General features: G+C 46.1%; 26 protein-coding genes, 2 tRNA genes and 2 rRNA genes. 29 read left to right on the top strand and 1 reads right to left on the bottom strand.

Translation table 11 applies throughout. The annotated features are described in order from the left end of the window. Nucleotides 1-166 precede the first annotated feature (166 nt). From ABR335_RS00460 to rsmI, 15 genes are all read left to right on the top strand, one after another. Nucleotides 167-243, top strand: a tRNA-Ile gene (locus tag ABR335_RS00460). 13 nt (nucleotides 244-256) lie between these two features. Beyond that, a tRNA-Ala gene (locus ABR335_RS00455) sits at nucleotides 257-329 on the top strand. Between the two features lie 89 nt (nucleotides 330-418). Next, nucleotides 419-3,351, top strand: a 23S ribosomal RNA gene (locus tag ABR335_RS00450). A gap of 132 nt (nucleotides 3,352-3,483) precedes the next feature. Next, a 5S ribosomal RNA gene (gene rrf, locus ABR335_RS00445) occupies nucleotides 3,484-3,599 on the top strand. Between the two features lie 797 nt (nucleotides 3,600-4,396). Continuing rightward, complete coding sequence (locus ABR335_RS00440; protein ID WP_014096595.1) at nucleotides 4,397-4,609, top strand: sigma factor G inhibitor Gin; 213 nt, start codon at nucleotides 4,397-4,399, stop codon at nucleotides 4,607-4,609. Nucleotides 4,610-4,791: 182 nt separating this feature from the next. Then, a complete protein-coding gene (locus tag ABR335_RS00435; RefSeq protein ID WP_017550884.1) occupies nucleotides 4,792-6,261 on the top strand; it encodes an aminotransferase class I/II-fold pyridoxal phosphate-dependent enzyme in 1,470 nt (489 codons plus the stop codon). A 13-nt stretch (nucleotides 6,262-6,274) separates the two neighbouring features. Beyond that, on the top strand, nucleotides 6,275-6,928 hold the full coding sequence (gene tmk / locus ABR335_RS00430) for a dTMP kinase (protein WP_350346397.1): 654 nt from the start codon (nucleotides 6,275-6,277) through the stop codon (nucleotides 6,926-6,928). 101 nt (nucleotides 6,929-7,029) lie between these two features. Further along, nucleotides 7,030-7,359 (top strand): cyclic-di-AMP receptor, encoded by a 330-nt coding sequence (locus ABR335_RS00425; protein WP_013857978.1) that lies wholly within the window; start codon nucleotides 7,030-7,032, stop codon nucleotides 7,357-7,359. Nucleotides 7,360-7,374: 15 nt separating this feature from the next. Beyond that, nucleotides 7,375-7,815 (top strand): YaaR family protein, encoded by a 441-nt coding sequence (locus tag ABR335_RS00420; protein ID WP_014096592.1) that lies wholly within the window; start codon nucleotides 7,375-7,377, stop codon nucleotides 7,813-7,815. A gap of 16 nt (nucleotides 7,816-7,831) precedes the next feature. Further along, nucleotides 7,832-8,833, top strand: a complete 1,002-nt coding sequence (holB, locus tag ABR335_RS00415; RefSeq protein ID WP_014096591.1) for a DNA polymerase III subunit delta' — start codon at nucleotides 7,832-7,834, stop codon at nucleotides 8,831-8,833. Next, nucleotides 8,826-9,653: a PSP1 domain-containing protein gene (locus ABR335_RS00410; protein WP_013857981.1), complete on the top strand. Its 828-nt coding sequence runs from the start codon at nucleotides 8,826-8,828 to the stop codon at nucleotides 9,651-9,653. The genes holB and ABR335_RS00410 overlap by 8 nt, the downstream gene beginning before the upstream one ends. 15 nt (nucleotides 9,654-9,668) lie before the next feature. Continuing rightward, nucleotides 9,669-10,052, top strand: a complete 384-nt coding sequence (gene yabA, locus ABR335_RS00405; RefSeq protein ID WP_014096590.1) for a DNA replication initiation control protein YabA — start codon at nucleotides 9,669-9,671, stop codon at nucleotides 10,050-10,052. Nucleotides 10,053-10,131: 79 nt separating this feature from the next. After that, nucleotides 10,132-10,878, top strand: coding sequence for a tRNA1(Val) (adenine(37)-N6)-methyltransferase (locus tag ABR335_RS00400; RefSeq protein WP_017550882.1), 747 nt, complete (start codon nucleotides 10,132-10,134; stop codon nucleotides 10,876-10,878). Then, the gene (locus tag ABR335_RS00395) at nucleotides 10,862-11,155 is read left to right on the top strand and encodes a GIY-YIG nuclease family protein (RefSeq protein WP_014096588.1); all 294 of its coding nucleotides are present in this window, start codon (nucleotides 10,862-10,864) and stop codon (nucleotides 11,153-11,155) included. The genes ABR335_RS00400 and ABR335_RS00395 overlap by 17 nt, the downstream gene beginning before the upstream one ends. Further along, the gene (gene rsmI / locus ABR335_RS00390; protein ID WP_014096587.1) at nucleotides 11,118-12,002 is read left to right on the top strand and encodes a 16S rRNA (cytidine(1402)-2'-O)-methyltransferase; all 885 of its coding nucleotides are present in this window, start codon (nucleotides 11,118-11,120) and stop codon (nucleotides 12,000-12,002) included. Before ABR335_RS00395 ends, rsmI begins: the two co-directional genes overlap by 38 nt. Nucleotides 12,003-12,069: 67 nt before the next feature. On the opposite strand, the gene ABR335_RS00385 is transcribed toward rsmI, so the two are convergent. Continuing rightward, complete coding sequence (locus ABR335_RS00385; protein ID WP_017550880.1) at nucleotides 12,070-12,432, bottom strand: AbrB/MazE/SpoVT family DNA-binding domain-containing protein; 363 nt, start codon at nucleotides 12,430-12,432, stop codon at nucleotides 12,070-12,072. Between the two features lie 455 nt (nucleotides 12,433-12,887). Here ABR335_RS00385 and metG point away from each other — a divergent pair, with 455 nt between their 5' ends. The 14 genes from metG (at nucleotide 12,888) to ABR335_RS00315 (ending at nucleotide 25,489) form a co-directional block, all read left to right on the top strand. Further along, entirely contained in the window at nucleotides 12,888-14,855 is a 1,968-nt protein-coding gene (gene metG / locus ABR335_RS00380) for a methionine--tRNA ligase (protein WP_260832189.1), read from the top strand. Between the two features lie 150 nt (nucleotides 14,856-15,005). Beyond that, the gene (locus tag ABR335_RS00375; RefSeq protein WP_179234116.1) at nucleotides 15,006-15,782 is read left to right on the top strand and encodes a TatD family hydrolase; all 777 of its coding nucleotides are present in this window, start codon (nucleotides 15,006-15,008) and stop codon (nucleotides 15,780-15,782) included. A gap of 18 nt (nucleotides 15,783-15,800) precedes the next feature. After that, nucleotides 15,801-16,403: a ribonuclease M5 gene (gene rnmV / locus ABR335_RS00370; RefSeq protein WP_014096583.1), complete on the top strand. Its 603-nt coding sequence runs from the start codon at nucleotides 15,801-15,803 to the stop codon at nucleotides 16,401-16,403. Next, nucleotides 16,358-17,245, top strand: a complete 888-nt coding sequence (gene rsmA, locus ABR335_RS00365) for a 16S rRNA (adenine(1518)-N(6)/adenine(1519)-N(6))-dimethyltransferase RsmA (RefSeq protein WP_014096582.1) — start codon at nucleotides 16,358-16,360, stop codon at nucleotides 17,243-17,245. Before rnmV ends, rsmA begins: the two co-directional genes overlap by 46 nt. Nucleotides 17,246-17,355: 110 nt before the next feature. Beyond that, entirely contained in the window at nucleotides 17,356-18,234 is an 879-nt protein-coding gene (gene yabG, locus ABR335_RS00360) for a sporulation peptidase YabG (protein ID WP_014096581.1), read from the top strand. Nucleotides 18,235-18,515: 281 nt separating this feature from the next. Beyond that, on the top strand, nucleotides 18,516-18,767 hold the full coding sequence (gene veg, locus ABR335_RS00355) for a biofilm formation stimulator Veg (protein ID WP_013857992.1): 252 nt from the start codon (nucleotides 18,516-18,518) through the stop codon (nucleotides 18,765-18,767). Nucleotides 18,768-18,961: 194 nt separating this feature from the next. Next, nucleotides 18,962-19,153, top strand: a complete 192-nt coding sequence (locus ABR335_RS00350) for a small, acid-soluble spore protein, alpha/beta type (RefSeq protein ID WP_350346396.1) — start codon at nucleotides 18,962-18,964, stop codon at nucleotides 19,151-19,153. 268 nt (nucleotides 19,154-19,421) lie between these two features. Continuing rightward, nucleotides 19,422-20,288, top strand: a complete 867-nt coding sequence (ispE, locus tag ABR335_RS00345) for a 4-(cytidine 5'-diphospho)-2-C-methyl-D-erythritol kinase (protein ID WP_014096579.1) — start codon at nucleotides 19,422-19,424, stop codon at nucleotides 20,286-20,288. 160 nt (nucleotides 20,289-20,448) lie between these two features. Then, nucleotides 20,449-21,288, top strand: coding sequence for a pur operon repressor (gene purR, locus ABR335_RS00340; protein ID WP_035183040.1), 840 nt, complete (start codon nucleotides 20,449-20,451; stop codon nucleotides 21,286-21,288). 4 nt (nucleotides 21,289-21,292) lie between these two features. Continuing rightward, entirely contained in the window at nucleotides 21,293-21,667 is a 375-nt protein-coding gene (locus ABR335_RS00335; protein WP_014096577.1) for a RidA family protein, read from the top strand. 124 nt (nucleotides 21,668-21,791) lie between these two features. After that, the gene (gene spoVG, locus ABR335_RS00330) at nucleotides 21,792-22,085 is read left to right on the top strand and encodes a septation regulator SpoVG (RefSeq protein WP_014096576.1); all 294 of its coding nucleotides are present in this window, start codon (nucleotides 21,792-21,794) and stop codon (nucleotides 22,083-22,085) included. A gap of 1,249 nt (nucleotides 22,086-23,334) precedes the next feature. Then, complete coding sequence (locus ABR335_RS00325; protein WP_026104554.1) at nucleotides 23,335-24,429, top strand: DUF1430 domain-containing protein; 1,095 nt, start codon at nucleotides 23,335-23,337, stop codon at nucleotides 24,427-24,429. Then, entirely contained in the window at nucleotides 24,426-25,034 is a 609-nt protein-coding gene (locus tag ABR335_RS00320; RefSeq protein ID WP_061565045.1) for an ATP-binding cassette domain-containing protein, read from the top strand. Before ABR335_RS00325 ends, ABR335_RS00320 begins: the two co-directional genes overlap by 4 nt. Further along, entirely contained in the window at nucleotides 25,031-25,489 is a 459-nt protein-coding gene (locus tag ABR335_RS00315) for a hypothetical protein (RefSeq protein ID WP_014096572.1), read from the top strand. The genes ABR335_RS00320 and ABR335_RS00315 overlap by 4 nt, the downstream gene beginning before the upstream one ends. Nucleotides 25,490-25,543: the final 54 nt, after the last annotated feature.

Genomic DNA, 25,543 nt, shown 5'->3' with positions numbered 1-25,543 from the left:
AATCGATGTTGACTTATCGTAGGGAGAAGACGTAGAAATACGCTAGCCGATAGCGCCCGGAGCTAGACAGAAATTAAGGAAAACTTCGTTTTCCAAAATTAAGTTTGATGTTTCCGTTTTGTTCAGTTTTGAAGGTTCAATCCTTCCTTATATTTCCTTTCATTAAGGGCCTGTAGCTCAGCTGGTTAGAGCGCACGCCTGATAAGCGTGAGGTCGATGGTTCAAGTCCATTCAGGCCCACCATTCCTTAATGATCGGGGCCTTAGCTCAGCTGGGAGAGCGCCTGCTTTGCACGCAGGAGGTCAGCGGTTCGATCCCGCTAGGCTCCACCTTTATAAATGTGTTCTTTGAAAACCGGATAGGAGAAACAAACCAAGTAAACCGAGAATCGCTTATTTTTGGATTTAAACCTTTTTATGGTTAAGTTAGAAAGGGCGCACGGCGGATGCCTTGGCACTAGGAGCCGATGAAGGACGGTACAAACACCGATATGCTCCGGGGAGCTGTACGTAAGCTTTGATCCGGAGATTTCCGAATGGGGAAACCCCCTGTCTTTAATCGGACAGGATTCCTGCCTGAATCCATAGGGCAGGAAGGGCACACCCGGGGAACTGAAACATCTCAGTACCCGGAGGAAGAGAAAGCAATTGCGATTTCCCAAGTAGCGGCGAGCGAACAGGAAACAGCCCAAACCGGAAGGCTTGCCTTCCGGGGTTGTAGGACACTCATATGGGAGTTACAAAAGAACGGGGTAAGTGAAGCGGCCTGGAAAGGCCTGCCGGAGAAGGTAAAAGCCCTGTAACTGAAACTTCGTTCTCTCCCGAGTGGATCCTGAGTACGGCGGGACACGAGGAATCCCGCCGGAATCCGGGAGGACCATCTCCCAAGGCTAAATACTCCCTAGTGACCGATAGTGAACCAGTACCGTGAGGGAAAGGTGAAAAGCACCCCGGGAGGGGAGTGAAAGAGATCCTGAAACCGTGTGCCTACAAGTAGTCAGAGCCCGTTAACGGGTGATGGCGTGCCTTTTGTAGAATGAACCGGCGAGTTACGGTCTCATGCAAGGTTAAGCTGAAGAAGCGGAGCCGCAGCGAAAGCGAGTCTGAACAGGGCGAAAGAGTATGAGGCCGCAGACCCGAAACCAGGTGATCTACCCATGTCCAGGGTGAAGGCAAGGTAACACTTGCTGGAGGCCCGAACCCACGCACGTTGAAAAGTGCGGGGATGAGGTGTGGGTAGCGGAGAAATTCCAATCGAACTTGGAGATAGCTGGTTCTCTCCGAAATAGCTTTAGGGCTAGCCTCAAGCGAAGAGTTTTGGAGGTAGAGCACTGTTTGGACGAGGGGCCCTCATCGGGTTACCGAATTCAGACAAACTCCGAATGCCAAAAACTTATGCTTGGGAGTCAGACTGTGAGTGATAAGATCCATGGTCGAAAGGGAAACAGCCCAGACCGCCAGCTAAGGTCCCAAAGTATACGTTAAGTGGAAAAGGATGTGGCGTTGCTTAGACAACCAGGATGTTGGCTTAGAAGCAGCCATCATTCAAAGAGTGCGTAATAGCTCACTGGTCGAGTGACGCTGCGCCGAAAATGTACCGGGGCTAAACGTATCACCGAAGCTGCGGATGGACACCGTATGGTGTCCGTGGTAGGAGAGCGTTCTAAGGGCGTTGAAGCCGGACCGGAAGGACCGGTGGAGCGCTTAGAAGTGAGAATGCCGGTATGAGTAGCGAAAGAAGGGTGAGAATCCCTTCCACCGAATGCCTAAGGTTTCCTGAGGAAGGCTCGTCCGCTCAGGGTTAGTCGGGGCCTAAGCCGAGGCCGAAAGGCGTAGGCGATGGACAACAGGTTGATATTCCTGTACCGCCTCTTCACCGTTTGAACGATGGGGGGACGCAGGAGGATAGGGCGAGCGCGACACTGGTTGATCGCGTCCAAGCAGTTAGGCCGGTGCGGAGGCAAATCCTTCGCGCCAAGGCGGAGCTGTGATGGCGAGGGAAATTTGAGTACCGAAGTTCCTGATTCCACACTGCCAAGAAAAGCCTCTAGTGAGGTGAAAGGCGCCCGTACCGCAAACCGACACAGGTAGGCGAGGAGAGAATCCTAAGGTGAGCGAGAGAACTCTCGTTAAGGAACTCGGCAAAATGACCCCGTAACTTCGGGAGAAGGGGTGCTTTTTGGGGTGTATGCCCCGGGAAGCCGCAGTGAATAGGCCCAGGCGACTGTTTAGCAAAAACACAGGTCTCTGCGAAGCCGCAAGGCGAAGTATAGGGGCTGACACCTGCCCGGTGCTGGAAGGTTAAGGAGAGGGGTTAGCCGTCAGGCGAAGCTCTGAACTGAAGCCCCAGTAAACGGCGGCCGTAACTATAACGGTCCTAAGGTAGCGAAATTCCTTGTCAGGTAAGTTCTGACCCGCACGAAAGGTGTAACGATCTGGGCACTGTCTCAACGAGAGACTCGGTGAAATTATAGTACCTGTGAAGATGCAGGTTACCCGCGACAGGACGGAAAGACCCCATGGAGCTTTACTGCAGCCTGATATTGAATTTTGGTACAGCTTGTACAGGATAGGTAGGAGCCTTGGAAACCGGAGCGCCAGCTTCGGCGGAGGCATCGGTGGGATACTACCCTGGCTGTATTGAAATTCTAACCCGCACCCCTTACCGGGGTGGGAGACAGTGTCAGGCAGGCAGTTTGACTGGGGCGGTCGCCTCCTAAAAGGTAACGGAGGCGCCCAAAGGTTCCCTCAGAATGGTTGGAAATCATTCGCAGAGTGTAAAGGCATAAGGGAGCTTGACTGCGAGACTTACAAGTCGAGCAGGGACGAAAGTCGGGCTTAGTGATCCGGTGGTTCCGCATGGAAGGGCCATCGCTCAACGGATAAAAGCTACCCTGGGGATAACAGGCTGATCTCCCCCAAGAGTCCACATCGACGGGGAGGTTTGGCACCTCGATGTCGGCTCATCGCATCCTGGGGCTGTAGTCGGTCCCAAGGGTTGGGCTGTTCGCCCATTAAAGCGGTACGCGAGCTGGGTTCAGAACGTCGTGAGACAGTTCGGTCCCTATCCGTCGCGGGCGCAGGAAATTTGAGAGGAGCTGTCCTTAGTACGAGAGGACCGGGATAGACGCACCGCTGGTGTACCAGTTGTCTTGCCAAAGGCATCGCTGGGTAGCTATGTGCGGAAGGGATAAGTGCTGAAAGCATCTAAGCATGAAGCCCCCCTCAAGATGAGATTTCCCACAGTTTATACTGGTAAGATCCCTGAAAGATGATCAGGTTGATAGGTCCGGGGTGGAAGCGCGGCGACGCGTGGAGCTGACGGATACTAATCGATCGAGGACTTAACCAAATAGAAAAGCGAAGGGCGCCTTGAAAAAGGTGCACTGGAGCTAGACAATTCTCAAGGTTAGAAACGCGTTCTCCGTTTACAGTTTTTTCTCCCATCCGGTTTTCAGGGAACACATCCCAAAAATTATACAGGTCCGGTGATAATGGCGGAAAGGTCACACCCGTTCCCATCCCGAACACGGAAGTTAAGCTTTCCAGCGCCGATGGTAGTTGGGGGTTTCCCCCTGCGAGAGTAGGACGTTGCCGGGCCAAAAGAGAACCGCAGACAAATGGTCTGTGGTTTTTTTATTTCTTTTACCATCCTCGCTTCAATCGTATGAAGGACGTAGCCCAACGATAAGGGAAGATAAATGCCGAGTATATGTAAAATTTTACTCGGAGGGGCAGATAAGTGAAAAAATGGGAAGACACTCTATTATCTAAATGTACACCTTGAAATGAACATCTAGAGAGAGGTTTCCCATGGATATGATATTACGTACAGGAACGGGAATTTTTAGAGTAACGAAAGGAATTAAGAAAACATCTCAAAAAGTGCAAAAAGTAAATTGAACATAGAGCCCGTCTACGTTAAGGAAGCGTCGAAAAACGAAGGCCTTTCTTTACATAGAGCCCCTCTATGTTAAGGAAGCAAACAAAAACGAAGGTCTTCCTTCACATAGAGTGTGTCTACGTTAAGAAAGCGCGGAAAAACGAAGGTCTTTCTTTACCTAGAGCGCGTCTACGTTAAGGAAGCAAACAAAAACGAAGATCTTCCTTCACTTAGAGCGCATCTACGTCAAGGAAGCAAACAAAAACGAGTCTCTTCCTTCACATAAAGCCCGTCTTCGTTAAGGTTTGCTGAACGAATCCGATTCTGAGTTTGTACCCAATTTGTCAGCAAGCTCTTTCTTATCGCGTTCTTTTGAGACATACACACACCTGAAAAACCGGCATACGATACCATACATCATTTCGCTTTCTCGTTGCAACATTTGAAAAAATCTCTTTGATTGTGAATAGTCCGCGGAAATGATGGCAATTATAATGAGCAGGGGGTGGAGCAGATGGATCGGAGTGCCCTGAGACATGAACCGGAAATGTGCATTGTTTGTGAGAAATTGAAACATAACGGCATCCATCTTTATACATCATTTATCTGCAGTGACTGCGAAAAGGAAATGGTCCGTACCGATACGGGAGATCCGCGTTATTCCTATTTTGTCCGACAGTTGAAAGCAGTTCAAAGCCCAAAATGTATACATGACCAAGCATATTAAAACAGGCTTGGTTATTTTTTTGTTCTGCCCGTGTAAATGCTACTCTATGAAAAGATACTCGGACAATCGGAAAAACTTCAATCACCCATTTCCTGCCCGCTTTTACCCGTTTATAGTAAAATAGAATAAGTAAACTCGGGGCCGGTTTTTACAGGCGGCTCCGTATGATAAGGGGTACGGAGATGGATCAAAATCGAATGCCATTATTTGAAGCGCTATGCCGCTATCAACATAAAAATCCCGTTTCGTTCCACGTGCCGGGGCATAAAAACGGCTTGTTGATTGAGCCGTTGTTAAAAGAAAGCGCGTCTTTTTTACAATATGATGCAACAGAATTGTCCGGGCTGGATGATTTGCACCATGCTGAAGGAGCCATTCAAGAAGCACAGGATTTGCTGGCTGCTTATTACGGCAGTGAAAAGAGCTATTTTCTCGTAAACGGAAGCACCGTTGGCAACCTCGCCATGATCCTTTCTGTATGCCGGCCGGGGGATCGTGTGCTTGTGGACCGGAACTGCCATCAATCGGTTTTGCATGCCCTCAGGCTTGCCAGGGCAAATCCGGTTTTTGTTTTTCCTGAAATCGATAAGGAACGCCAAATGCCGGCAGGATTTTCAGAAAGATTATTTGTACAGGCGTTCAGGAAATACCGGGACGTGAAAGCGTGTATTTTGACTTATCCGACTTATTATGGCATCACCTACGATTTGCGGGCTGTGGCTGACATCGCACATCAAAACGGCGCTTATGTGTTGGTGGATGAAGCCCATGGTGCGCATTTTCAGATTGGCTCCCCGTTTCCGGAGACGGCGCTTCACCAGGGGGCAGATGCCGCTGTCCAGTCTGCCCATAAGATGCTGCCGGCTATGACAATGGGGTCTTTTTTACATATCCGTGCGCCGCATTTTCCGTTTGAAAGACTTGGATTCTATTTATCGGCACTGCAATCGAGCAGCCCGTCGTATCCCATTATGATGTCGCTCGATTACGCAAGGTGGTATGCCGCCAATTTCAGCCGTGAAGATATCTGCTATACCCTGACACAAAGGGAGCAATTTTCCGCGCGGCTCAGCAAGATGTTAAAATGGGAGAAAAAGGAGGGGCAGGATCCGCTGAAATTGCTGGCGACATTTCCCGGCCTCTCCGGGTTCAAACTTCAGTCCGTGCTTGAAGGTGCCGGTGTGTACACAGAAATGGCGGATTTACAACGGGTTGTCTTTGTGCTGCCGCTTTTAAAAAACGGTATGCCTTTTCCGTATGAGGATGCTGCCGGGCGGATCGAAGCAGCACTGTCCGGAGTATCTCCACAAGCCGAGAATGAATCCCTGCTGAAACGGGTGGAGCAAAAACAGGCGTCCGGATATAGCCGGATGGAAACAGCAGGCTTGGACGTCCTGCATGGGTTAACGGAACTCCACCTTGCTTATGATGAAATGGAAGAAAAAGAGGTAGAATGGGTATCATTTGCAGAAGCGAAGGGGCGGATTGCGGCAAAAATGGTTACGCCGTATCCGCCCGGTGTGCCGCTTCTTGTGCCGGGTGAACAGGTTAGAGACGCCCATATTTACCAAATCCAACAACTGCGCGCTTGCGGGGCAAGGTTTCACGCGGATGCTCCGTTTTTTGAAAACAGGCTGGCAGTTTATAAATAGAGAGGGAGAGAACATGAAAGGAATTTTTATTACAGCAGAAGGACCGGAGGGTGCGGGGAAAACGACCATTACCGGGATGATTGCCGCACACTTAAAGGAAAACGGCTATCCCGTTGTGTTGACGCGGGAACCCGGGGGCATTAAAATTGCCGAGCAGATTCGGCACATCATTTTGAACCCGGAAAATACGGAAATGGATGCGCGGACGGAAGCTTTGCTGTATGCGGCAAGCCGTCGCCAGCATCTTGCAGAGAAGGTCTTGCCGGCACTAGAACAGGGGCGCATTGTCCTGTGTGACCGGTTTATTGACAGTTCGCTCGCGTACCAGGGCTATGCGCGAGGAATCGGGATAGAGGAAGTATACCGGATCAATCAGTTTGCAACGGGCGGGCTGCTGCCGGATTTGACGCTCTATTTTGATGTAGAAGCAGAGACAGGCCTCAGCCGGATTGCCAAAAATCACAACCGTGAAGTAAACCGCCTTGATCTGGAAGCCATCGACTTCCATAGAAAGGTAAGAGAAGGGTTCCAAATATTGTTAAAACGGTTTCCGGATAGAATACATGCCATCGATGCCAATAAAGAGGTAGAATATATATATCATACCGCTTTGCAAAAAGTGCTGGACGCCATTTTCCGACATTACGGGAAAAATTTCCCCGGATAAAAGGAAATTCACATACAGGAGCAGAATTTCATATATAACGGTAAATGGAAGATGATATAATGAGGGATAAATATACGGTTGAAAATTCAGGAGGGGAAAAAATGAAACTGATCGTCGCAGTCGTACAGGACCAGGACAGCAACCGGTTGATGAAAGCCATGGTTGATCATAATTTTCGTGTGACAAAACTTGCATCAACAGGCGGGTTTTTAAAATCAGGCAATACGACTTTTCTGATTGGGACGGAAGAAATTCGTGTCAATAAAGCGCTGCAGGTCATTAAGGAAAATTGCAAATCGAGGGAACAGTTTATTACCCCGGTTTCACCGATGGGCGGAAATGCCGACAGCTACATCCCGTATCCGGTCGAAATCGAAGTGGGGGGCGCGACAGTATTTGTCCTGCCAGTAGATGAATTTCACCAGTTTTAACGGGGGAATAAGGGATTGAAAATACAACAGGATTTGCGTATTGGTTTGGACAAAACGGCCCGCGAAGCAAAAAGCATGGTAACGGGCACAACAAATTTTGCCGAAATGATGGACACAAGCAGGGAAAAGCTGCAAATGAATGAATTTCACCAGCTATTGTCGCAAATTGACGAAGCCGGCAGCCGACTTGCCCGTTCGCGCAATCTTAAAGATTTGTCCAAATTCAAGTCGCTTGTAAAACAATTTGTGAAGCAAACTGTCGAATACGGGATGAAAAATAAACAGTCACAAAGCTTCGACCGGTTCGGGGAAAGCCGCAAATTGAATATAGTGGAAACCATAGACAAAAAACTGGCGGATCTTACCGACGCCTGTCTCAGAAAAGAGCAGCCCGCTCTCGATATACTGGGGAAAATCGGCGAGGTAAAAGGTTTGCTGATTAATTTATATACTTAAGAGAGTGGAAGAAGCCATGACATGGGAAGCATTTGAAAGTATTCAGCCTGTTGCAGCAACTTTGCTGAAACACAGCATCAGGCGCAGCCGGATGGCGCATGCTTATTTATTTGAAGGCGGACGCGGCACAGGGAAAAAAGAAGCTGCACAGCTACTGGCGAAAACATTATTTTGCCTGCAGCCTGTGGATGATTTTTTCCCATGCGAAAGCTGTTCGAATTGCTTAAGAATCAGCCACGGCACCCATCCTGACGTTCATCTGGTTGAACCGGACGGCCTTTCGATCAAGAAGGAGCAGATTAAAGCGTTGCAGCAGGAGTTTTCCAAACGGGCAGTGGAGTCGAAACGGAAACTGTATATGATTGTAGACGCTGAAAAAATGTCAACAGGCGCCGCCAACAGCCTGCTGAAGTTTCTGGAAGAGCCGAATCCTGGTACGACGGCTGTGCTGATGACAACCCAGCTGCACCGGATCCTGCCGACCATTTTATCCCGCTGCCAGGTTGTTTCATTCAAGCCGGTCCCACCCGCCATACTGAAAAAACAGCTGATTGAAAACGGGGTCAGCCCCGATTTGGCCCCGCTTCTTTCCCATATGACAAGCCACTTGGAAGAAGCGCTTGATTTAAGCAAAGATGAGTGGTTTGCACAAGCCCGAAAAATCGTGTTAAAATTGTATACAACCCTTTCAAAATCACCTTCCCACGCAATGGTTTTTTTGCAGGAAGCGTGGTTTGGGCATTTTAAAGAAAAAAATCAACTGGATCTCGGGTTGGATCTGTTGATATGGATTTATAAAGATCTTCTTTCCATCCATCTGGGAAAACAGGAAGATGTCGTTTATCCCGATCAGCTAAACCGTCTTTCTGCAGATATTCTTTCCTGCTCCCCGCGTTCTCTGGCTGAAAAACTGGCAGCCATTCTTGATGCAAAAAAGAAATTGGGTGCCAATGTCAATCAACAGCTGCTCATGGAACAGCTTGTTTTAAATTTGCAGGGGGGAACGGCCTTTGTTTAATGTAGTAGGAATCCGGTTTAAAAAAGCCGGCAAAGTATATTATTTCGACCCAGGCGATTTTCCCGTTAAAAAAAATGATGCCGTCATCGTCGAAACTGCGCGCGGCATTGAGTATGGCTTTGTTGTGACAAATCCTAAAGTGGTTGGGGAACATGATGTCGTGTTGCCGCTGAAAAAAATTATCCGGATTGCCGACCAAAAAGATCATATGACAGTGGATGAAAATAAAGCGGCAGCAAAAGAAGCGTATGGGATTTGCATGAAAAAAATTGCGGAACACCAGCTTGAGATGAAGTTGGTGGATGTGGAGTATACATTTGACCGGAATAAGATTATTTTTTATTTTACCGCTGACGGGCGTGTCGATTTCCGGGAGCTCGTAAAAGATTTGGCGTCCATTTTCCGGACAAGGATCGAACTCCGCCAAATCGGGGTGCGGGATGAAGCCAAAATGCTTGGCGGCATCGGTCCTTGCGGCAGGATGCTATGCTGTTCCACGTTTTTGGGTGATTTTGAGCCGGTATCGATCAAAATGGCAAAAGACCAGAATTTGTCATTAAATCCGGCGAAAATTTCTGGGCTTTGCGGACGTCTCATGTGCTGCCTGAAATATGAGAATGATGAATATGAAGCGGTAAAAGAAGCGTTTCCGGATGTCGGGGAAATGGTGAAAACGCCTTACGGAACCGGAAAAGTGACCGGCCTGAACATTTTGGAACGCGTTTTGCAAATTGAATTACAAAGCCAGGGGCGTACGATTGAGTATACGATGGAAGAATTTTTAAGTGCGGATGTTGTGTCAATTCAATCCACGGATTAATGAGGTGGAGAACTGATGGATAGGAAAGAATTATTTGAGGCGATACAGCAAATGGAAGTGCAGATCGGGGCGCTCCAGGAAAAGTTGGGGGAACTGAAACGGGATTTAACGGAAGTCATTGAAGAAAACAGCATTTTGAAAATCCAGAATGACTATTTCAGGCGCCAGTTGCAGCCCGAATCCGGCGGGGAAGGCACAGATTCGCATGAGGAACCGGCCGAGATTGTCCGGAAAATCAAGGAAAAGGGCGTGCCGCAGACGCTTCTTGATATCGGCGAAGGGTACGACAATCTGGCCCGCCTTTATCAGGAAGGCTTCCATATTTGCAATGTCCATTTCGGCAGCCCACGCAACGGGGAAGATTGCCTGTTCTGCCTTTCCTTTTTGAACAAGAAGTAACGAACGGTCCAAGATGAAAAGCCTTCCTTTTACCGGGAAGGCTGTTTTATGCAGCCGTTGTTTTTGGAGGCTACAGGGTATGGTGACATTATCAGGAGACGAACGATTGGATTATTTGCTTGCGGAAAATTTAAGGATTGTGCAAAGCCCGTCCGTGTTTGCTTTTTCATTGGATGCGGTGCTTCTGGCAAAGTTTGCATGGCTGCCGATCCAAAAAGGGAAAGTGCTTGATTTGTGCACGGGGAACGGGGTAATCCCGCTTTTATTAAGCAACCGTACGAAAGCGGAGATTACCGGGGTCGAAATTCAGGAACGCCTCTCGGATATGGCAAAAAGAAGCGTCGCTTATAACGGGCTTGAGGACAGGATCCGGATCATTCACGGCGATTTGAAGGAGATGCCGGATGTGCTCGGCTGCAGCAAATTTGACGTGGTAACGTGCAATCCGCCTTATTTTCCTTCGCAGACGAAGAATATTCAAAATGAAAATGAGCATTTTGCGATTGCCCGCCATGAAATTTTTTGTACATTGGAAGATGTCGTAAAAGTCAGCAGCAGGATGCTCAAGCAGGGCGGCAAAGCGGCGTTTGTGCACCGCCCGGGACGTCTGGTCGACTTGATTACGTTGATGAAAAAACACCGTCTCGAACCAAAACGGCTCCGGTTTGTTTATCCGAAAGCAGGCAAAGAAGCGAATACGATTCTGGTGGAAGGCATAAAAGACGGAAAACCGGATTTAAAGATTCTCCCACCGTTGTTCGTGTACGGGCAGGATGGCGAATATACGGAAGAAGTGAAAGAATTGCTGTATGGAAACAAAAACTAAATCATATTTTTACGTGCTTCTATGCTGTGACGGCAGTTTTTACGGCGGGTATACCGTTGATTTAAAACGGCGCTTCCGCGAACACAGCGAGGGCCGGGGCGCCAAGTATACGCGAACGCGGACACCGGTCAAGCTTTTGTATTTTCAGGAATATGCGACAAAAAGCGAGGCCATGAAAGCGGAATATGCTTTTAAAAAGCTTTCACGCCGGGAAAAAGAGCGATTTTTGGAGAAGGCAGGTGTCGACCTTGCACAGGCAGCAAAGTTTCCAGGATGAAAAAAATAAAGGGATTCTCTATTTGGTCCCGACCCCGATTGGCAATCTGGAAGATATGACATTCCGGGCGGTGCGCATTTTAAAAGAAGCCGATTTGATTGCTGCTGAAGATACGCGAAACAGCAAAAAGTTGTGCAGCTACTTCGATATTCACACGCCGCTTGTAAGTCATCACGAACATAATAAAGAAGCGAGCACACGCGATTTAATCATGAGGCTCACGCGCGGCGAAAAGATTGCCCTTGTAAGCGACGCAGGCATGCCGTGCATTTCGGATCCGGGTTATGAGCTTGCCACTGCCTGCATTCGCGAAGGGATCCCTGTTGTGCCGCTTCCAGGCGCAAACGCGGCGCTTACGGCGTTAATTGCTTCTGGGATTGCACCGCAGCCGTTTACGTTTTACGGTTTTCTGCCACGGGAAAAGCAGGAAAAGCGGGCGGCACTGGAACGGCTCGCAAAAATTCCGTCCACTTTCATTTTGTATGAAGCACCGCACCGGCTGAAACATACGCTGCAAATGATGGCGGAAGTGCTGGGTGAGCGACAAATTTCCATCAGCCGTGAGCTGACGAAAAAATTTGAGGAATTTTTGCGGGGGACGATTCAAGAAGCGGTGGAATGGGTCGAAAACAATGAAGTGCGCGGCGAGTTCTGCCTGGTTGTGGAAGGTAGCCCTGAAACAGGGGAAGAAGACGACGATTTCTGGTGGACGGCGCTATCCGTTAAGGAGCATGTGGAAGCCTATATGCAGCAAAAACAGCTGCCGGCAAAAGAAGCGATCAAGCTTGCGGCAAAAGACCGGAAACTGCCAAAAAGGGAAGTCTACCAAATCTATCACGAACTGTGAGTCAAAAACCTAAGGAGGATATTTGGCAACAAAGATCTGTCCAAGGCTTAAAAAAAAACCCCGCGTTTCAGCGGGGTTCCGGTTCCGGCTCAGGTTTGGATGCGAATGGATCTGCTTCGTCTTTTGCCTGTTCATTTTCAGCCGGTTGATCTTCCAAATGAAAATTTTCTTTAATTTCTTGCATCAGCAATTCTGCGCCTTCACGGCTTAAAACAATTTTTCCGCCTGCCAGCTGGAGATTGTCATCCGAGACTTCCCCGGTAACGAGACAGGTCATATTGGGCTTGTACTTTTTCAAAATGATCTTGTCATCATCGACATAAATCTCCAATGCATCTTTTTCAGCAATGCCAAGATTTCTCCGCAATTCAATTGGAATGACAACACGGCCGAGCTCGTCGACTTTCCGTACAATGCCTGTTGATTTCATTAACGCTTTCCTCCCTTAAAGTAAATGTGAACCTGTACAAAACCCTGATACCAAACCCGGTTGCACAAATGCTGACCTTCTATATCTATCGAAAACTGGCGAATACCCCTGAATCTTCAAAAACTATACAACCTATCTAATTGTATTATAGAAGATAAATTGGAATAAAAAAACAAATTTGTTTAAAATATTTTTCGACAAGGATAAAAGTCACGGCCCTTGCACCGGTTAAACCGGCGGAATGCCGTCTATAATGGATAATGTGCTGTACCGGGCGCCATAAAGATGCAAGGCATCCTTTTGATGCGGTATACTGAATATATGGGCCTTTTTTTCAAAAATCCACGTTTTTGCTTATTTTCACGAAAAGTTTTATACTTATTGTTTAGAAGTTCTAAGCAGCGCGCGAAATGTGCAAAAGAAATGTCTAATGTTATCGAAAGGTGGAGGCTGGTTTGGAAGAGAAACGGAAAACTTTTTATATCACAACGCCGATCTATTATCCGAGCGGAAATTTACATATCGGCCATGCCTATACAACCGTTGCAGGCGATGCGATGGCCCGTTATAAAAGGCTGCGCGGGTTTGACGTCATGTTCCTGACCGGCACGGATGAGCACGGCCAGAAAATCCAACGCAAAGCAAAGGAAAAAGACGTGACACCGCAGCAATATGTCGACGAAATTGTCGCCGGCATCCAGGATCTATGGAAAAAACTCGAAATATCCAATGATGATTTTATTCGCACGACCCAGGACCGCCACAAAAAGGCAGTGGAAAAGATTTTCAAGAAGCTGCTTGACCAAGGCGATATTTATTTGGGAGAGTACGAAGGCTGGTACTGTACGCCTTGTGAATCCTTCTTCACGGAACGCCAGCTTGTGGACGGCAAATGCCCGGACTGCGGCAGACCAGTAGAAAAAGTAAAAGAGGAATCGTACTTTTTCAAAATGGGGAAATATGTCGACCGGCTTTTGCAATACTATGAGGAAAATCCGGATTTCATTCAACCGGAAAGCCGGAAAAATGAAATGATCAATAACTTCATCAAACCGGGGCTTGAGGATCTTGCTGTATCGCGGACAACGTTTGACTGGGGGATAAAAGTGCCCGGGGATCCGAAACATGTCATCTATGTCTGGATTGATGCCCTGACTAACTATATTACAGCACTCGGTTACGGTAGTGATGACGATTCGAACTACCGGAAATACTGGCCGGCTGACGTCCATCTTGTTGGCAAGGAAATCGTTCGTTTCCATACGATTTACTGGCCGATTATGCTGATGGCGCTTGGCCTTCCGCTGCCGAAAAAAGTATTTGCACACGGCTGGCTCCTTATGAAAGACGGAAAAATGTCGAAATCAAAAGGGAATGTCATTGACCCGGTTACTTTGATTGACCGGTACGGGCTCGACGCACTCCGCTATTACTTGCTGCGTGAAGTGCCGTTTGGGGCGGATGGCATTTTTACGCCGGAAGGGTTTGTGGAACGGATCAATTTTGACCTCGCCAATGATCTGGGCAATCTGCTGAACCGTACGATTGCGATGATGAACCAGTATTTTGACGGTGTCATTCCAACGTTTGCCGGTTCGCACAATCCGTATTCCATCCAGCTTGTGACCGCATATAAAGAGGCTGTGAAAAAATACGAAGATGCGATGGAAAACATGCAGTTCTCGGTTGCACTCGCTTCTTTATGGGAATTTGTCAGCCGTACAAACAAATATATTGATGAAACAACTCCGTGGACATTGGCAAAAGATGAAACCAAACGGGCGGATCTTGCCGAAGTGATGGTCCATTTGGCGGAGTCGCTGCGCCATATCGCCATCCTTTTACAGCCGTTTTTGACATCAACGCCAAAGAAAATTTTTGACCAGCTGAACATTACGGATGAGAGCTTGCATACATGGGAAAGCCTGTCCTTATTCGGCAGCATTCCGGAAGGCACAAAGGTTGTGAAAAAAGGCAAGCCGATTTTCCCGCGTCTCGATATGGAAAAAGAAATTCAGTTTATCAAATCGCAAATGCAAGGTGCGGCTCCGAAAAAAGAAGAAACGAAAGAAGAAAAAGCGAAAGCGGAAGACACAAAAGCCGGGATCACGATCGATGATTTCGCAAAAGTGGAATTACGTGTCGCAAAAGTAACCGCTTGTGAGCCGGTAAAAAAAGCCGACAAACTGTTGAAACTGCAGCTTGACCTTGGAGATGAACAGCGCCAGGTTGTTTCCGGCATTGCGGAATATTACAAACCGGAAGAACTGGTCGGGCGCAGAGTCATTGTCGTGGCCAATCTGAAACCTGTCAAATTGCGCGGTGAATGGTCACAAGGCATGATTCTCGCAGGCGAAAAAGACGGCATATTGTCATTGGCAACCATTGATGAAAGCCTGCCGCTCGGCGCGATTGTCAAATAAAGGGACCAGATGAGATGAAAAACATAGAGATGTTTCACGTGGAACAAATTTCGACGGATCTCTCTATGTTTTTCTTTTACTTTTCAGGAAAAATAGATGTTTTTCCCGATCATATGTGAAAACAAACGTGAAGAATTTGAGGTGAAAAAGATGTTATTTGATACCCATGTGCATATCAATGATGAAGCGTTCAAAGACGATTTAGAAGCCACCATCGCGCGAGCACGGGAAGCCGGTGTGGAAAAGATGACGGTCGTCGGGTTTGACAGGCCGACCATCCAAAAAGCGATGGCGCTGATTGACCAATACCCGTTTCTGTATGCAGCGATCGGCTGGCACCCGGTTGATGCGATTGACATGAAAGATGAAGACCTGGACTGGATTGAATCTCTTGCCCATCATCCGAAAGTGGTGGCGATCGGCGAAATCGGGCTGGACTATCATTGGGATAAATCGCCGAAAGAGGTACAGCAGGAAGTGTTCAGGCGGCAAATCCGGCTCGCCAAAAAGCTTGATTTGCCCATTATTATCCATAACCGGGAAGCGACAGAAGACTGTGTGCAAATTTTAAAAGAGGAAAATGCACAGGAAGCAGGCGGCATTATGCACTGTTTCAGCGGCAGCCCGGAAACGGCGAAAGAATGCATCAAAATGAATTTCTACATTTCACTTGGCGGCCCGGTGACGTTTAAAAATGCAAAAAAACCGAAAGAAGTAGCTGCCGAGGTCCCGCTTGAAAAGCTTTTGGTTGAGACGGACTGCCCTTATCTTGCCCCGCATCCGTACCGCGGGAAACGCAATGAGCCGGCATATGTGAAACTGGTCGCTGAGCAGATTGCGGAAATTAAAGGCATTCCTTTTGAAAAAGTTGCCGAACAGACGATGTTAAATGCAGAAAAATTGTTTAGAATAAAAGATCATGCATAGAAAGCGAGTTTTATCCGCATGGCAAAATTAAAAGAGGTTATTGTCGTGGAAGGCAAAGACGACACAGCGGCCATTAAGCGGGCGCTCGATGCCGACACGATTGAAACAAACGGGTCGGCCATTTCGGAAAGTACGATTGAAAAAATCCGCCTTGCCCAGGAAAAAAGGGGCGCCATCATTTTCACCGATCCTGATTTTCCCGGCGAAAAAATCCGCAAAACGATCGCGGAAAAAGTGCCCGGCTGCAAACACGCATTTTTGGCCAAACAGGAGGCACGGGCGCCCGAGGACCGGGGAATCGGGGTTGAACATGCCCACCCTGCGGCGATCCGGCAAGCGCTACGGGAGGCGCATCAAATGGAGGAAGCCGTGCCGGAAGTCATCACAAGGGATGATTTAATGGCTGCCGGTCTGATTGCCGGCCCGCTGGCGAAACAAAGAAGGGCAAGAATCGGGGAACTTTTAAAAATCGGATACACGAACGGCAAGCAGCTCCATAAGCGGCTGATGGTGTTCCAAATCGATAAAGAAACGTTCCGGGATGCTCTGATGAAAGTGTTACAGGAGGAATCAACTTGCAAAAAGACATTGCCACCCCCATCCGGACAAAAGCGATTTTAAACCGGTACGGATTTTCGTTTAAAAAAAGCCTGGGCCAAAATTTTTTAATTGACCCGAACATTCTGCGGAATATTACGGATACGGCGGATTTAACGGAAGAGTCCGGCGTTGTTGAAATCGGTCCCGGCATTGGTGCGCTCACGGAACATCTCGCCCGCCGCAGCAAAAAAGTCGTGGCCTTTGAAATCGACAAAAGGCTTGCCCCGATCCTGAAAGATACGCTGGCGCCGTACCCGAATGTAAACGTGATCTATGAAGACGTGTTAAAGGCCGATGTTGGAAAAGTGCTGGAAACGGAATTTGCCGGCATAAACGATATCATGGTTGTCGCCAATCTGCCGTATTACGTGACGACCCCGATCATATTAAAATTTGTCACCGGCCTGTATCCGATCCGCGGCATGGTCGTGATGCTGCAAAAAGAAGTGGCCGACCGGATTTCGGCGGTTCCCGGCACGAAAAACTACGGCACGCTTTCCATTGCCATCCAGTATTATATGACGGCGGAAGTGGCGATGATTGTGCCGAAAACGGTTTTTATGCCGCAGCCGAATGTGGATTCCGCCGTGGTAAAGCTTGTGAAAAGGGACAAACCGAAAGTCGAGGTTAAAGATGAAGCGTTCTTTTTTCAGGTGGCAAAAGCTTCCTTTGCCCAGCGGCGGAAAACCTTGATCAATAATTTGACTGCTGGCCTTCCCGGCGGAAAAGACAAGAAAGAGACACTCCTTTCCGTACTCGAGCAGCTTAAAATTGAACCGTCAAGAAGGGGGGAAACGCTCAGCCTCGAGGAATTTGCCGCATTAAGCAATGCCTTGTTTCCCATTTTTCACACATCATCCTAAATGTCGCATCAGCCGGGGGAGCGCTTCCCCCGGCTTTTTCACCATTTCCGAAGGCAGTGCATATATAGTGTTATGCAGGCGAGAGATGGATACAAATGGAGTTGACGGCAATGGAAGCAAGGCTCAACGCAATTGTTGGAAGGAAGTCTTACAATTGTGATATTTTATTCCGGGTCATTGATATACAGGAGCAGAACGGGCGGAAAGTGGCTGTTTTGTACGGGGAGGACGTCCGGCTGATCGCGGATGCCCCGTTTGAAGACCTAGTCACCCTTGGCCCTGCGGAAAGATCGAAAATTACGCAGGCATTTCGTTCGTTGGAAGAACAGTCATTCGAACTGTTTAAACAAGATATCGAACTGATGAAGGAAAAACGCGAGTACGAGGCCACCCATGGCTATAAAGAGGAACTGAGTTATTTCCAGCTACCGGGAAGGGTTTTGCATTTGGACGGCGATCCCCATTATTTAAAAAAATGCATGAACTTGTATGAAAAAATCGGCGTGACAGTTTACGGTGTCCATTGTTACGAAAAAGAAATGCCGGTTCGCATCCATGCGCTGCTTGACCAATACCGGCCGAATATTCTGGTGATTACCGGCCATGATGCCTATTCCAAATCAAAGGGGAAAAAAGCAGATTTAAATGCATACCGTCATTCAAAATCTTTTGTCAGAACCGTGATGGAGGCAAGAAAAAAGGTGCCGAATTTGGATCAGCTCGTCATTTTTGCAGGCGCATGCCAGTCCCATTTTGAATCGCTCATCCAGGCCGGCGCCAATTTTGCCAGTTCTCCGCTCCGGGTGAATATTCATGCGCTTGATCCGGTCTATATTGTGGCCAAGATCTGTTACACCTCGTTTATGGAACAAGTGAATGTTTGGGATGTGCTCCGCAATACACTGACAGGGCAAAAAGGACTGGGAGGCGTGGAAACAAAGGGCGTGCTGCGGACCGGGATGCCGTATAAGCCAATGGATGAGGACTGACGGGGCCCCATCCCGGTTCCTTAAAAATGGGCCGGGCTGCAGAATTTTACATAATTCGATTGCATTTGGCATATCCTATTGATAAGAATATGGGCCTGGATCAGTGGTACATTTCCCCAAGGCAGCCCCATGCACGGAACATGCAAACCTTCACCTTGGAAAAACGGCAGGGAAGCAATGAAAAATGGTTGACAGACCGGCTTGATCACTGATAAAATATATGTTTTATTTGACTGGAAGCACAAGCTGTGTTATAATTGATACTAGTGAGGTGGAGCGAAATGCCAAAAACGTTAACAGACATTAAAAGATCCTTGGATTCAAACTTGGGAAAAAGATTAATGTTAAGAGCCAATGGTGGCAGGAGAAAGACGATTGAACGTTCCGGTGTTTTGGCAGAAACTTACCCAGCGGTTTTTGTCATCGAATTAGACCAGGAGGAAAATGCTTTTGAACGTGTTTCCTACAGCTATGCAGATGTCCTGACAGAAACAGTACAGCTTGTTTTTATGGATAAACAACAAGAGGTTTGATGAGCGGCAGCAGACATATGTTTGCTGTTTTCTATTTTATAGGCGGTAGCGGGAATGATCCTGCTGCTGCTTTTTTCATATTCTAACCTTGTTTCGTACATACTACAAAGAGGCGCATGCAGGGATATAACAACCAAATGAAAGGGAAGGCGGGGATTTTTTTGCCTTTCCCGTCAAAGGGGGAAATTTATCTAATGGGCCGAAGAAGAGGGATTATGTCTGAACGTTTTAAAGAAGAACTGGCGAAAGACCTCGGCTTTTATGATGTCGTCCAAGAAGAAGGTTGGGGCGGCATCAAAGCCCGGGATGCCGGGAATATGGTAAAGCGTGCCATTGAACTGGCTGAAGAGCACCTTGCTTCGGAAAAACAATTGGGCAACTCCTGACAATCTTTGCGACTGCTGCATGGCGCCGGGCCGGGGAATTTCCCCGGCTTTTTGCATATTCGAATGTTCGTCCTTTGAACAAGTTGGCGGCTTTACCGCAATTTCCGCAGCTTTTGCATATTTTGGATGATGCATGAGGCAATTTTTCGATTTTTATTGTTCTACGAAATTTGCGTTTTGATGTAAATATTTGCCGGGCGTTATGTTAGAATAAGAAAAATGAAGCAGGAAATACGGCTGGATTGGATGTTGGAAGTAGGTGAAGGATTTGAAGTTGTTGGTCAAGGCACCGGCAAAAATTAATTTATCGCTCGATGTGCTTGGCAAACGGGAGGATGGCTATCATGAGGTGGAAATGGTCATGACAACCATTGACCTTGCAGATCATATCGAGCTCTCGGAGCGGCACGATCAGGAGATTAAAATTGTGTCGCAAAACCGGTTTGTGCCGGATGATGAGAGAAATTTGGCGTACCAGGCTGCAAGGCTTCTGAAAACGCGGTGCGGCGTCAGGCAGGGGGTCGAGATTGCGATTGACAAAGTCATTCCAGTGGCTGCCGGGCTGGCGGGGGGCAGCAGTGATGCGGCAGCTACTCTCCGCGGCCTGAATACGCTCTGGAATCTCGGCCTTTCCTTAGATGAACTTGCAACACTCGGCGCCGAAATCGGGTCGGATGTCTCGTTTTGCGTATACGGCGGCACTGCGCTCGCAAAAGGAAGGGGAGAAAATATTACAAAGCTGCCAGCACCGCCAAACTGCTGGGTCATTTTGGCGAAACCGTCCATCGGCGTGTCGACAGCAGAAATTTACCGCCAACTGGACTTAAATGAAGTGGTGCATCCAGATATTCCCGGCATGATCGCTGCCCTCTATACCCGTGATTATGCCGGCATATGCAAGCATGCGGGAAATGTGCTGGAAAGTGTCACATTAAAGGCGTACCCGCAAGTGGCGCAAATCAAAAAACAGATGCAGCGTTTCGGAGCGGATCTCGTTTTAATGAGCGGAAGCGGCCCGACAGTATTCGGGCTTGTGCGGCACGATTCGCGGCTGCAGCGGATTTATAACGGCCTCCGGGGATTTTGCGGCCAGGTATTTGCTGTCAGAATGATTGGAGAACGCGAACAATTTTAAATATAAAATAGTGATTGTACGGATTTTTGTTTTCAAAAAGAAAAAAATGCGGTATATTAATGTTATTGAATCCGTGTTTCCGGAGCCGCCGTGCGATTTGGTACGAAGAAGAGCGGGACCGGCATTTTTGACAGACCGGATTGTGACGGGGGTTTTTGACGTGAAATTTCGGCGAAGTGAACGTCTTGTAGATATGACACATTATTTGTTGGAAAAACCAAGGATTCTCGTTCCCCTCAGTTTTTTTGCCGATCGTTATCAGTCTGCAAAATCTTCCATCAGTGAAGATTTGACGATTATCAAAGAAACATTCGAGAAAAGGGGCATTGGGACTTTGCAGACGGTTCCCGGCGCGGCGGGTGGCGTTAAATTTATTTCGCGCACAGACAGGGCGGAAGCAAAAGAGGCCATCAGCGAACTTTGCACGCTGATGGAGAATCCGGACCGGCTTTTGCCGGGCGGTTATTTGTATATGACAGACCTGATCGGCAGCCCGCAGGTCGTCAGCAAAGTCGGGAAGCTTTTGGCAACCGCATTTGCGGACAGGGAGATTGACACGATTATGACGGTCGCGACAAAAGGAATCCCGATTGCAATGGCAACAGCGGCTTATTTAAATGTTCCGGTTGTGATTGTCCGCAATGACAGCAAGGTGACGGAAGGACCGACTGTCAGCATTAACTATGTTTCCGGATCGCAGAAACGGATCCAGACGATGGTCCTCTCGAAAAGGAGCCTGCGGGAAGGCGCAAACGTTTTAATTGTCGATGATTTTATGAAAGCAGGCGGAACGATTAACGGCATGATCAACTTGCTGAAAGAATTCGATGCTTCCGTTTCGGGCATCGGCGTTTTGGTTGAATCGGAAGACACGAAAGAACGGCTTGTCGATGATTATGTGTCGCTTGTGAAATTAAGGGATGTCGATGTCCGCAGTCAGCAGATCAAAGTAGTGGAAGGGAATTATTTTTCAAAAGTCAGCTTGTTCGGAGGGGATTAAAGGAATGAAAACCATCTCAACAAATCAGGCGCCTGCGGCAATCGGGCCGTATGCACAGGGCGTTGTAGCAGGAAATTTATTTTTCAGTTCGGGGCAGATTCCGCTAAGACCGGACGGCACGCTTGTGGAAGGCAGCATTGAAGCGCAGGCCCGCCAGGTAATGGAAAATTTAAAAGCGGTGCTTGAGGCAGCCGGGGCCTCTTTTGATACGGTTGTCAAAACGACAGTTTTTATTCAAAACATGGACGATTTTGCCAAAATAAACGATGTCTATGGCTCCTATTTTACGGACCATAAACCGGCGCGTTCCTGCGTTGAAGTGGCAAGGCTTCCGAAAAATGCCGGCGTCGAAATTGAAGTGATTGCGCTTATTCCGTGATCTTTATGCGCTTCCATTTTTTCACCTTATGAAAAATTTTAGAATTTTTTCCTGAAAAAGAAGGAAATTTTAAAAGGGTGTTGAATAATAAAGATGATCCTAAATCTTTTGAGGTGGTGAAAGAATGGAAGTGACGGATGTAAGGCTGCGCCGTGTCCATACGGAGGGCAGGATGAGGGCGATTGCATCAATTACCATGGACAACGAATTTGTCATTCACGATATCCGGGTGATTGATGGCAACAATGGCTTGTTTGTTGCAATGCCGAGCAAAAGGACGCCGGATGGCGAATTCAGAGACATTGCCCATCCCATTAATTCGGGTACGCGCAGTAAGATTCATGATGCAGTCTTGTCGGAATATCACCGTTTAGGGGAATTGGACCAAGTGGAATTTGAAGAAGCTGGCGCGTCCTGATAGATTTTTGCAACAAGAGCCTACTTCAACAGTAAGGCTCTTCTTTTTTGCCCTCGTTGACCTATTTGGCAGCCTTGGACGAATAGGATTTTTACATAACTGATTAAATATTTCCATATGTATGTTAATATGGTAGAAGGAGAGGCAGCCAAATGATAAATGAGCCTGTACGGGTTATTGTTCTGGTTGTGATGGACGGGTGCTTGATAACATTACAATCAGACTCTAAGCGTACACTGGACGGAGCCAGTCTGCAACAAGCCCTTCCCCGCAGCCTAAAGATCAAGCGCAACAAAAGGATAGATGAATCAGCTCGTACAACTTCGGGTTCAACAATGAATAGTTGGTATTTATTGCTACGGAGGGGTAGTTTTAAAAACGGTTAAATTTACGATCAGCTTCTTTCTGCTATTTACAGGCATGATGATCATTAGTGAAAGTCACGTCTTTTATCTGAATGATTTTTACACCCCATTTGATCATACGACCCTGTATTTGCAGCCGAACACAACAGAGAAAGAAATGATACACGATATCATCGATTCCGCCAACCGTAATCATGTTGAAGTGTTTACTTACACCAGTTCCCCTCGTACTACTTTTCTTACTGAATTTGATATTTACGGAACAACCGGCGTCCAGCCATACATAAAACGTCATCTCAACATATCTGAAAAAAATACAAAAGCCTATTTCTTGAAGATATGGTGTTCCATTTTCGCCATCTGAAAAATATCAACGGAATTGATCGTTTCAATCCATTTTATCTCATTGGAAGCAAAAAAAATATTAAGTAGTTTAAAATCGATTTAATTGACAAATATGCCGGCAACTTTCCCCAAGATGGTTTTAAAAGCAACGAATTAAGGAATGAAGCCCTGCTCATATGGTTGCTCGTGATCAGTGTGATATTATTGCTAACTTTTTATGACTGCATGTTGCAGAAAAAAGAAAATATCATCCGGTTTACTTTGGGAGAAAAAATAAGCAGTATGGTTTGGAAAAATATCGTGATAGATACATGTTTCTATATATTATTATTTCTGTTAGTTTACTTTGTTCTCTCCAAACTTACATGTGTTTTCTTTATGTTTCGCCTTTCCCTGTTCATGTTTATGATTTTACTTATATTGAATGCCCTGATTTATTTCAATTTATATTTTTTCAATTTAAAGGAAGCTTTTTCTAACGCCATGGGTCCGTAAAATTATTATCCATGAATTATGTCTTAAAATTAGCAACTACGGTCATGACAATCATTATCATTTCCAGCAATATTGCTGTGGTGTATGACGCTTATCAATATTACAAACAAAAACCATTTTTTGAGCGTCATCGTGACTATTATTACACCCAACTGGATTATAAAATTACTGATAACAATAGTTCTTCCGATAATACGCTGGAAAAAAGTGCGAGTGTACAATATAAGTTCTACAAACAATTTTATGATAAATTCAACGCAACTTTATTGGCAGATATTTCAAACCTATTACATTACCCGGGAATTTTAGCCAACAGCAATGCTTTTCACTATTTATCAAGTCAAATTACAGAATTAAGAGACAAACCATTGAAAAAAGAAATTTATTTTATTGTCCCTGTCAAAATGAAAGATAATCCTCATTTGATTGAACAATTAAAAGGCCATACACAATTTTATGAGGGGGAGGAACAAAAATATGACTACGGCGTCCTATATTATAACGAAAAGACAAGTCTGATCAGTATTGATGAAAATGCACTCTATGGCAGTCAACTGGTTCATAATCCCATTATTATTTACCATAATATTTCGCCAGAACAACTGAAAAAAGAGCAGGAAGCGAATGTCATTTCAAAATTAACTTATGTACACGATATTATGTACAAAATCTCGGACAAAGAATTTAATACTTTTGTGAAAAATAATCATCTGACCAATGGGATCGTATCAAAAACAAATGTCATGGAAAAATTCGAACATAATTGGAAATTAATCAAAAGAATTTTAATTATGAACTTTATTTTTAGTATTTTAGTACTTTTATTAGAAGGAATGATTATTCATACCATTATTAAATTGGAGTATGAAGTAAACGCTATTGAACACGCTCTGAAAAAAGTGTTTGGATATAGCTTATTTCAGAAAAACAGGAAAATGATTCTTATTACCTTTGTTACGTCACTATTAAGCATCATAACGGCAGCCACTTGTGCAATCGTTTTAAACCTTGGCAGCATTGGATATATGATTGCAGGTGGCATCATCATTCTCATTTTAGAATTGCTTTTAATTTCCTTCAACATACGAAGGGTGGAAAATGCAAAAATACAAACGATCCTAAAAGGTGGAAATATATGATTCAAATACGAAACTTAACAAAAAAATTCAATGAAAAAACCTTGTTTTCAAATTTCAATCTTGATATTGAAAGCGGCGATTTTGTCATCGTTTCCGGGCCGAGCGGATGCGGAAAGACAACTTTACTAAATATGATTGGGGCAATTGAAAAATTTGACGGCGGCACGATTATCGTTGACGGGATTGACATTAAAAATAAGAAGAATCACCTGCATTATTTTAGAACCAAGATTGGCTTCTTATTCCAAAATTTTGCATTGGTTGATCATAAAACCGTCAAAGATAATCTGAAACTGATTCGCAAAGATTGCAAAACGAACCTATCAATGGAAGAAGCTTTGGCGTTAGTCGGAATAAAAAATAAAATAAATCAAAAAGTCTTTACTTTATCTGGAGGAGAACAACAAAGGGTAGCTCTGGCACGATTAATGTTAAAAAAATGCGATATCATCCTTGCCGATGAGCCGACTGGTTCTCTTGATAAGAAAAATGCAGAAGCTGTATTAAACATTTTAAAGCAACTGAATAGACAGGGTAAAACCATTATACTTGTGACGCACGATGAAACATTAAAAAAACAAGGCAACAGGGTGGTGAATTTATGAAAAGGAAATTTCGATTAAAATATATTTTTATCATCGTCATTACATTGTTTGTATTATGGAATTTATGCTGGTTCACGATCACGACCATCCAATATCATAAATATGTTAAAGCCGTACCGAAAAATAAATGGGGGACGCACGCGATGCGGAAAGGCAACTATACGTACAGCGTGAAAAAGCCTAATTATTTAAGCTTCACTGGGAACCTGGCTGTTTCCCGTGAGGACCAAAAAGATAAAATGGAAGATTTGATCATTTGGCCAACCATGACAGGCGGTTATAAATACGGGGTTCGGTTGCAAGAAAATGGAGAAGCCTATGAAATTTATGTGAATGAAAAACTGGAACCTGTAGATAAAAGTGACGCGATAGCCAAGAAAGTCATTATGGAAAATAAGGAAGACTTGAAAACGTTATTTTCGAATGCAAACAAAGTATGGGATTTAAATGAATAGAAAGGGCTAACAATTCCCCCCGTCCTTGCTCCAACATTCCCAATAATTGTAATT

Source organism: Heyndrickxia faecalis (genome assembly GCF_040267745.1).
Classification (GTDB): Bacteria; Bacillota; Bacilli; order Bacillales; family Bacillaceae_C; genus Weizmannia; species Weizmannia faecalis.
This window is presented reverse-complemented; position numbering and strand designations above follow the sequence as displayed.